The following is a 7632-nucleotide window of genomic DNA, read 5'->3' as shown; positions in this document are numbered from 1 at the left end:
GATCTGGGCGGATTGAGTCTCGCGTACGAGGCCTACCAACTGTCGCTCGATGGCAATGAGGCACCCGTGATCGATGGGTTGACCGGGGACCAACGTTTCTTTTTGGGATGGTCGCAAATTTGGCGACGGTTGTATCGCGAGCAAGAGTTGTTGAAACGATTGATTACCGATCCACACAGCCCGAGTGAGTACCGTGTCAACGGAATCGTTCGCAACATGGATGCTTGGTACAAGGCGTTTGAGGTCAAGCCAAGTGATCCGTTGTACCTGCCGCCGGAGGAACGGGTCCGCATTTGGTAAGTTCACGTGGCATCGGTGCTGCCGAAAAAAATGATCGGTGCCACCGAAAGAAGGGATGTAACGAAGGTCGCAACGACTTTCGCATGGCGGTCGCGGCGGTGACTTGGTTCAAGTTCCGCACGCGACGTCCTGCCGCGCGAGCTATTTTCGCGCGAGCTATTTTCGCCCGAGCGTCTCTTGAACATTGGCAGTTGCATGGCCATACATCCCCCCCGGGGATTCTCAACTGCCCGCTACCGACCGGGTTGTCTCTGCCCCTGAGCGTCCCTTTTCTTTGGGGGCCTTTCTTTGGGGGGCATTCGCTAGGGCGGTCGTTGCATTCGCTAGGACCGGAACAATGCGACGTGACTCGGTGATGGAGTGACGTTGGATTACTTCGGCAAATTCTCTCTATCCGGAACCTTCTAGCGTAATTTGTGCGGTTTGGGCGACCTGTGCCTTAATCGTGGTCTATGTTTTCGTGGGTCATTCGATCATGACGTTACCGCACCCCCCGTTGATTTGTTGACGGGCGGCGAGCGGATCATGGCACGAGATGATTCGCGCGGCGTGCTTCGTATCTGAGCCTTGTTTTGGAAACAGGGATGGCAGTCGAAGTCGAATAAAACATTGTCTGAGCAATCACCGGGGAACTTCCAGTCATGCGATCTGGTACACAAACAGCCAAACCTGAAGTCAATCGTCAGCATCAGTTCGAAGAGATCAAGCGTCGCATTCACGGGAAGTTGGTCGATAAGCTAGACCTTTCGCGTGTGGGAGAACTGAAGGGCGAAACGCTGACTCGCGAAATTCGCCTGGTGGTCGAGCACCTTTGTGATGCCGAAGACACGTTGTTGAACCGTCAGGAACGCGATCGCATCATTGACGAAGTGCTTGACGAAGTACTCGGACTCGGGCCGCTCGAGTTGATTTTGAAAGACCCCAAGGTCAGCGATATTCTGATCAACGGTCCCAAAAACATTTACGTCGAAAAAGGCGGCCGGATGCAAAAAACGGACGTCGAGTTCCGTGACGGCAAGCATCTGCTGCAAATCATTGACCGCATTGTGAGTAAAGTCGGACGCCGCGTCGACGAAACGTGTCCGATGGTGGACGCTCGTTTGGAAGACGGTTCGCGTGTGAATGCGATCATTCCTCCGCTGGCGCTTGATGGAGCTGCGGTTTCGATTCGACGTTTCGGTAGCAACCCACTGAAACTCGAAGACCTGCTGAATTACAAAGCCTTCACACCTGAGATGGTGATGTTGTTAGAAGGTTGTATTAAAGCACGTTTGAATATGATTATCGCCGGGGGTACCGGTTCTGGTAAAACGACGCTGCTGAACACGCTTTCCTCGTTCATCGGCCACGAAGACCGTATCGTGACGATCGAAGATGCGGCGGAATTGCAACTGCAACAGGACCACGTGGTGCGATTGGAAACACGTCCGCCGAACATCGAAGGCACCGGCGCGGTGACTGCGACCGACTTGGTCAAAAATGCACTGCGTATGCGTCCCGAACGAATCATTATCGGTGAGTGTCGTGGTGGTGAGACGTTGGATATGTTGCAAGCGATGAACACCGGTCACGATGGATCGCTAACAACGATTCACGCCAATACACCTCGTGACGCTATCGCTCGTCTGGAAACGCTGGTCATGATGGCCGGTTTTGACTTGCCCGTAAAAGCGATTCGCCAACAAATCTCAGGTGCGGTTGACGTCTTGATTCAAGCAAACCGTTTGCAAGGCGGTCCTCGTCGTGTGACGGCGATCACCGAAGTGGTGGGCATGGAGCAGGACACGATCGTACTGCAAGACATTTATCGTTACGTCCAAAAAGGCGTTGACGAAGATGGCAAGGCATTCGGTCACTTCGAGTGCACCGGAGTCCGGCCATCGTTTATGGACAAATTGGAATCGTCCGGCGTGCGTTTGCCCGCCAGTGCATTCCGTGAACGCGTGATCATGCCAGCATAAAACCCTAAGCGGGCCTGTATCAAGCCCTTGGGGGGAAGCGTGTCGGTCGAGGGTTGATTCCTAGCCGACATTCCCGACTGAACAAAACAAAGTAAACAGAGTATTCAAGTGCCCGTCGCGTTGATGCGAACACCGGGGCACATCTGAACCACTTCCTCGAGAATTAAAGCTTACTTGTCATGAGCGGAATCGTCATCATTGTCGCCGTGGGTGTGTTTGTTGCATCGTTGGTTGCATTTGCCATCAACGTCCTGATGCCAAACTCGGACACGACGTCTGCAGAAGACCGACTGGCTGCAATGGCTTCGCGCCGTGGTGCGACGAACAACCCGGAATCCGATTTCAAATCGTTGTTGCTCAACGGTGGTGAGAACTCAACCAACCCGTTGGCAAAGTTTTTGGAAGAAGTTCCGGGGCTCAACGACTATCTCGAGCAAGCTGAAATCAATATGAACGCGATGCAGTTCGCGATGATTTGCTTTGCTGCGGTCGGTGCTGGAGTGGTTGTGACCGTTGTTTCGCCGCTACCGGTTTTGTTGGCACCGATCGTCGGTTTGGCGTTTGTTGCATTGCCGATTGGATGGCTGATTTTCAAACGCAAGCGGCGGTTGAACAAATTCGGTAACCAAATGCCCGAGGCGCTCGAATTGCTGGGGCGTTCGCTCCGTGCGGGACACTCGTTGAACGCCGGTTTTGATCTGGTTTCCAAGCAGATGGAAGCGCCGTTGTCGGTCGAGTTTGGTCGCGCTTTTGAAGAGCAGAACTTTGGCATTCCGCTCGAAGAAGCGATTGAAGGGATGGCGGCTCGTGTGCCGAACATGGACCTTCGCTTCTTTGCCACGGCTATCATCTTGCAGCGTCAAACCGGGGGTGACCTCGCTGAAATTCTCGACAAGATCAGCCATCTGGTTCGCGAACGACTGCAAATTCAAGGTCAAATCCAAGCGTTGACCGGTGAAGGACGAATGAGTGGTGCGGTGTTGCTCGCACTGCCTCCTGTGTTGTTCATCGTGATGCTGAAACTCAATTACGACTACGTGATGATGTTGTTCACCGACGAATATGGTCAATACATGCTCGGCGGTGCACTTTTCTCGCAGTTGTTGGGTGCGTTGATGATTAAGAAAATTATCACGATCAAAGTGTAGCGTCCTAAGTCACTGTCGCATCCGAATGTTGCGGTGGTTTTCCAATCGGTTTGCAACTCAGTCCTCTTGATTTTAAATCTCATTGAACGAGTTCTGTAAGGAACTGTCTATCATGAATACATTCACGATTCTCGCCTTCGCTTTGGATCCAGTGACGCTAACGTCGATCGCAATTTTTGTAGGGGTGACGGGGGTCGCTTGGGTTGTGCTCGGACGCGTTAGCGGCGACAGCAAGCCTCGCGCCGAAGCTCGACTTGATGCGATGCGAAGCACGCGAGGTGCGCCGAGCGAATTGTCCGAGACCGACAAGAAACGAGATAAGAACGCGAAGCTTGCTGCGGCGCTCGAAAAGGCCACGTCACCGCTGAAGGATACCGTGACCGGTTCCGAGAAAGAGATGGGGGCGTTGCGAGTCGAATTGATGAACGCCGGATTCCGCCGCGATACCGCGCCAGTGGTGTTCAAGGGAATTCAGCTGATCATCGCATGTATCGGTTTGTTTTTGGGAGGCGTGCTGGGAATCTTTACGGATGGATTGACCCAAGGCATGTTGGTGAAATTGCTGGGCGGTTTGATCGTTGGCTTTATGCTGCCCAAGTTTGTGCTCGGACATTTGGCGAAGAAACGTAAAGAGAAAATTTTCTTGGGACTGCCTGATGCTTTGGATTTGATGGTGGTTTGTGTCGAAGCCGGTCTGGGGATGGACCAGGCGCTGCGGAAAGTGTCCGAAGAGATGAAGAAGAGTCATCGTCAAATCGGTGAAGAATTCAACGTGGCCAACCAACAATTGCAGTTCGGTAGCCCACGAAGCGAAGTGCTCAGTGCACTCGGGCAACGAAGCGGCGTGGATGATCTAAAGCAGTTGGCTTCGATTCTGATTCAGGCCGACAAGTTTGGTTCAAGCGTGGGCAGCGCCTTGCGTGTTCAGAGTGACGCGATGCGAACCAAACGACGCCAAATTGCCGAGGAAAAGGCAGCTAAAACGGCGGTGAAAATGATTTTCCCACTCGTTTTGTTCATCTTCCCCGGCATTTTTGTGGTCCTGGTGGGACCGGCCGGGATCAGCATGTATCGCAACATGTTGAGCCAGTAGACCACGTTGGATCAGAGGATGATCGATGTTTTGGCCGACATTGACCGAACGACCTAGGTTAGTTCGTTGCAATGTGTCCCGGGACGATCAACACCGGGTGCGGGCTGCGACGAATGCGGTCTTGAACAAACCCCTGGCCAAATCGATCGTCGACTTCCAACGGCATGACGAGCAACATTTTGTGCTTGTCACTCAGCGGATTGGGTGGCGCGATCTCGCCGGCTTGAGGCGACAAGCGGTAATTCAGGTGACGCTGGGTCGCCGTTTTGGCCATGGCTGCGTGGATCGTTTGGTGCGTCTTGGTCAAAGCGTCGCTGAATTGTTCCGGCTCGAACGGCTTTTTCGGATCGATCGCTTCGAGAATGCTACGGATGTTTTCGAAATGTTCTTTCTCGATCACAAGATTGAGGGTCACGGTCGCTTTTTCGTTTGCCATACCAAACACCCAACCGGCGGCACGTTGTTCCATATCACATTCGCTGCCCACGATCATTGATACGGTGTGACAACACTCGTCGAGCGTTTGGTCGTCACGTCGATTGACGAGGATGGGTTTAGGACAACGGCTCAGTAGCACGTCGATCACCGTTCCAGCGCTGTCGGTACCAACGTGGTCGAACGATCGTCCGAACGGACACGGAACGATCAGCAGATCAACGTCATGGCGATCAAGCGATGCGAGGATCTTTTCATAGGCTTCGCCTTCGGCCGAACGGATCGGGCGAGCTCCCGAAATCTTGTTGCACATGCTTGCGGCCAATTCCGAATCACCACTGACGCTGTCACGTGCGTCAAGCACAAGCGTTTCGATGTTGAAGCGTTCACGCAAGTAAATCGAGGACGCCAATCCTGTTTCGTCTTGCGGCGAACCATCGAGCACCCACAGCACTCGCGCGGGCACGATCGGCGTGATCGCGGCAGCTTGACCGACTTTCGATCGCTCGAACATTCGCATCGATGCATCGACTTCGCGATCCAGGTCATTGGATTCAGATTCGTTGTTCATTTTGTTTCCATCGATCAATGGGCGAGAGGTGGTAAGTCGGGGATCCAGCCCAAGTTGTATGCCAGCATCACGTAGGCGATCGCCCCGGCAACCTGAACCAACATGATGCTGCCGCCGAGTTTTAGAAACGTTCCCCAGCCGATGTGTACCCCTGCTTCGCGTTTTAATGCATAGATCGCAATCACGCACGAGATCGATCCGATCGGCGTTCCGTTGCCGCCAAGGTTGCAGCAAATGATCAGCGTCCACCACAACGGTTCGGCGGGGACCGAGTCTCCCGAAATGTCTTGAACGATCGGGATCAACGTGGCGGCGACGGGAATATTGTCGACAATCGAACTGGCGACGGCTGAAAATATGCCAAGCAGGGGGACCAGCAACGACAGCTCGTTGTCGGACAACGCGATCACTTGCTCGGCGACCCAACCGAGGGCACCGGTTTGTTTGACACATCCGATGATGACAAACAGTCCCATAAAGAACAGGATCACAGTCCAGTTGACTTTGTGAATCGCATCCTCGACTCCCTTGCCGGCAAACAGCAGCGCGGCGGTCGCGCCGACCATGGCGACAAAATCCATCCCCACGCCCAATTGCTGTGCGAGTGCAAAACCGACGACGGTCAAAATCAAAATGGTCGCGCTTCGCAATAAAATTTTGCGATCCTCGACCAATGCCCACGGATCAAACGTGTCGATTTGATCTTGCAATGCCGCCTTTTGTTCGGCGGATTGTTTCCAAGGCAATTCGTTGCGGAAAAAGAACCGCAAAAATGCGATGGCGATGAACAGGCTGATGACTGCGTAGGGCAGCGAGACTTTCAGAAACTGCATGTACGGAATCCCCGCTGCGGTCCCGATCATGATGTTGGGCAATCCGCTTGCGAACGTGGCGATCGCGCCGCTGTTGGCACAAATGGCGACACTCAGCAGTAACGGAGCGGGTTTGTAGTCGAGTGATCGGCAAATCACGAGCACCAACGAGCTGAGGATCAACATCGCCGGGACGATGGTCAGCACCGAGACGAACAGGAACGTCACCAAGCACAGCGTCAGGTACAACTTGCTCGCTTGGCCGCCCGTTAAACGCACGATCCACATACTCAGAAAGTGAAACAATCCACTTTTGCCGACGACGTCGACAAGGATTCCCGTGCCAATGATCACGCCAAAGATATTCAGATCTTCTTTTAGAAAGTCATAGATCTTGGGATAGGGAAACAGATCCAACGCGATGCCAAGCACCACCAGCACGGCGGCCCCGCAAAGCGCCGCGACGGTTTTGTGAAACCGTTCAATTGCGACGCCGACGTAGGTCGCCATCATCACCGCCGCGAATAACAACATGATTCCAGCCGATGCGGGTTCGATCGGCGTTTCTTCCACAGCTGAAGCGAGCAAGTCCATCGGATAGTTCATCAATGCGGAGCAGGCAGATAGGATATGACGAGCCCCCACAACCTATCACGTCTTGGGTGATCGTCCACCACCGAGTTGCCCTTGTTTTTTTAGCTCTCGCACGATCAGGTCGGCGTTGCGGCGATTGCTTTTCCAATAAACGTCAAAAATGTCTCCAGCCACCGGAATCGCACCGCCCAACATATCCAGCAGTGCATTGAACAACATTTTCCAAAACACTCGCTTGCGAACGCCCAGTCGGAACGCGTGCCAAAACAGATAACCATGGCTGGCCGCGGTCGCTGCATCGCCAATCCCCGGAATCAAGCCGATCAGACTGTCCAAACCAAACCGAATATTGGTTCCCGGAATGTGGAAGCGATCGTCGAGCATCGAGGCGAAACGATGCAGTTTTTCCAGGTCGGGATTTTGAGATCGATCGTTAGGGTCGACGTTTGGCATCGAAGATGGCTGTTGAAAAAGGAGGGGGGAAATAGGCTTACGAGCGGTAGTAATCAATCCACTGGATCTCGATCTCGGTTTCAGCGGAGAGTAATTCGCCGGGGATCTCCACTCGCATCGCGTCTTTCGTAAGCGAAACCCGGATCTTGGCTTTTTGGGACGGTAAGTTCTGGAATTTCGCACCCTCGTCGGTCAGAATGAATTGATCCATCGCACCGCTGGTTCGCCGAGACCCTTGAATCAGGATGGATTTACCTCGTAGCGT

Annotated in this window: 8 protein-coding genes; 4 read left to right on the top strand and 4 right to left on the bottom strand. The window is 53.6% G+C overall.

Going from position 1 to position 7632, the window contains the following annotated elements; all coding sequences use genetic code 11:
- From ABX962_RS24525 to ABX962_RS24510, 4 genes are all read left to right on the top strand, one after another.
- A partial coding sequence (locus ABX962_RS24525) for a M13-type metalloendopeptidase (protein WP_372723195.1) occupies positions 1-300 on the top strand: 300 nt, incomplete at its 5' end.
- A 641-nt stretch (positions 301-941) separates the two neighbouring features.
- Complete coding sequence (locus tag ABX962_RS24520) at positions 942-2261, top strand: CpaF family protein (RefSeq protein ID WP_339938627.1); 1320 nt, start codon at positions 942-944, stop codon at positions 2259-2261.
- Between the two features lie 179 nt (positions 2262-2440).
- Positions 2441-3409, top strand: a complete 969-nt coding sequence (locus ABX962_RS24515) for a type II secretion system F family protein (RefSeq protein WP_372723193.1) — start codon at positions 2441-2443, stop codon at positions 3407-3409.
- Positions 3410-3521: 112 nt separating this feature from the next.
- The gene (locus tag ABX962_RS24510) at positions 3522-4502 is read left to right on the top strand and encodes a type II secretion system F family protein (protein ID WP_372723191.1); all 981 of its coding nucleotides are present in this window, start codon (positions 3522-3524) and stop codon (positions 4500-4502) included.
- A 58-nt stretch (positions 4503-4560) separates the two neighbouring features.
- On the opposite strand, the gene ABX962_RS24505 is transcribed toward ABX962_RS24510, so the two are convergent.
- From ABX962_RS24505 to ABX962_RS24490, 4 genes are all read right to left on the bottom strand, one after another.
- Positions 4561-5508, bottom strand: coding sequence for a universal stress protein (locus ABX962_RS24505; protein WP_372723189.1), 948 nt, complete (start codon positions 5506-5508; stop codon positions 4561-4563).
- 14 nt (positions 5509-5522) lie between these two features.
- Entirely contained in the window at positions 5523-6926 is a 1404-nt protein-coding gene (locus ABX962_RS24500; RefSeq protein ID WP_372723188.1) for an ArsB/NhaD family transporter, read from the bottom strand.
- A 45-nt stretch (positions 6927-6971) separates the two neighbouring features.
- Positions 6972-7367: a DUF4112 domain-containing protein gene (locus ABX962_RS24495; RefSeq protein ID WP_372723186.1), complete on the bottom strand. Its 396-nt coding sequence runs from the start codon at positions 7365-7367 to the stop codon at positions 6972-6974.
- Between the two features lie 37 nt (positions 7368-7404).
- Positions 7405-7632: hypothetical protein (locus ABX962_RS24490; protein WP_372723184.1), on the bottom strand; the 228-nt coding region annotated here is incomplete at its 5' end.

The sequence above is a fragment of the Novipirellula sp. genome, from assembly GCF_041583735.1.
Lineage (GTDB): Bacteria > Planctomycetota > Planctomycetia > Pirellulales > Pirellulaceae > Novipirellula.
This window is presented reverse-complemented; position numbering and strand designations above follow the sequence as displayed.